The following is a 1,326-nucleotide window of genomic DNA, read 5'->3' as shown; positions in this document are numbered from 1 at the left end:
CTAGTAGCTCCGCTACGAGGCCATCCCGGCGCCTTGGAATCGCACGCACCACGCCGCGTCCGCTCTCCGATCGAAGGTCACCCGACAGGCTCTTACGCAGGGACATCGATGACACGTCGTAACCGTTGCGCCGATACAAGGCAACGGCTGCCTCATTGTCCCCGAAAACGTTCAAGCCAAGCGACGTCCAGCCCTCGCGGGCTACGAGCTCTTCGGCGGCGGCGGCGAGGATGGCGGATCCGTATCCGCGGCGCCGAAACGGCGCGAAGACGTTGATGTCGTGCAGCCACGCTGCGCGGCCCGATGGGCTCTCGCTCACCACGTTCTTCACCGCTCGATCTGGCGCGGTTGTGGCACGGGGAACTTCTGATCCGCAGCGCAAGCCAGACCGGTCATGCACGGTCGTTCCGGTCGTTGACCGGTCAGCACCGACCGCTGCCGGACACCTGCGGCCGCTGTGGTTGCGGTACAGCGCTGCTGTACGCCGGCCTCCGGCCCCGGCTTTCGCGTCCGACGCCCGCACACTGCTCCGGGGGCCGAGTCCGGTCCTTCATGACAGTGCAGGTCGCGGCATTGCGAACCGTGGGTTGGCGGCGATCTGCCCATAGACAGTCCACGCCCACCGAGTGGGGCACGACGCGGTGATTCCCAGTTGCCGCTATGCCGCTACCCGTCTTGAGGAGTCCTGCCGGGTATAGGGCCGGCGCGCCGCCGCCGCACCACGAAGACCGGTGCCACGACCGACAGCACCAGGAAGAGCAGGGCTCCCCCGCCCGACATCACCGCCAGCGCGGCTGCCCCGCCGCCCCCAACATCGTTTTCACTGACGGCCACCTGCGGGTCGTCAGCGTGATACCGGACGATCATGTGGGTGCCGACAGAGCTCTTGCCGCCGGTGCTGCCCACAGGCAGATCCGCCACCACGGTCCGTCCAGCGGCCTCGAATTTGACCTGGCATTGGCCCAACATGCACGAGCCGCTCGTATGCAGCGTGGCGGGAGCCCGTTCGCCGTTCTGAAAGGAGCGCAGATGCTGGGCCGCCGGAAGCATCACCAGCACCGACAGTGCGGCCAGTGGCAGCGCAAGCCCGAGCAGCACGAGCGCGGACGCCAAAGGCCCCAGGCCACCCGCGGCCGCTTTCTGCTGCCGCACGCCGGGAGCGCCTGCGTCGTCTACGCCGTCCAAGTCTCTCACCGTCTGTTTCAGTTCTTCCGGAAGTGGTGCCGCCAAAGTCTCGAGCAATGCTCAAGACCTGTGGATCGTCCTCGGGAGGGGTGCCTCGCGGAACGCGGAGGGCGTACCTTCCCGAGTGATCGATTGATGGTC

At 67.2% G+C, this 1,326-nt stretch carries 2 protein-coding genes; both read right to left on the bottom strand.

Annotated elements, in window-relative coordinates; all coding sequences use genetic code 11:
- Positions 1 to 331 (bottom strand): GNAT family N-acetyltransferase (locus ACGFSA_RS35195; protein WP_393310265.1); only part of this gene is annotated, 331 nt, incomplete at its 3' end.
- 335 nt (positions 332 to 666) lie between these two features.
- Positions 667 to 1,185 (bottom strand): DUF3592 domain-containing protein, encoded by a 519-nt coding sequence (locus ACGFSA_RS35190; RefSeq protein WP_393310263.1) that lies wholly within the window; start codon positions 1,183 to 1,185, stop codon positions 667 to 669.
- Between the last annotated feature and the right edge of the window lie 141 nt (positions 1,186 to 1,326).

This window comes from Streptomyces sp. NPDC048496 (assembly GCF_043200055.1).
Taxonomy (GTDB): Bacteria; Actinomycetota; Actinomycetes; order Streptomycetales; family Streptomycetaceae; genus Streptomyces.
Note: the sequence above shows the minus strand (reverse complement) of the source record. Positions and strands in the feature narration are given on the sequence as shown.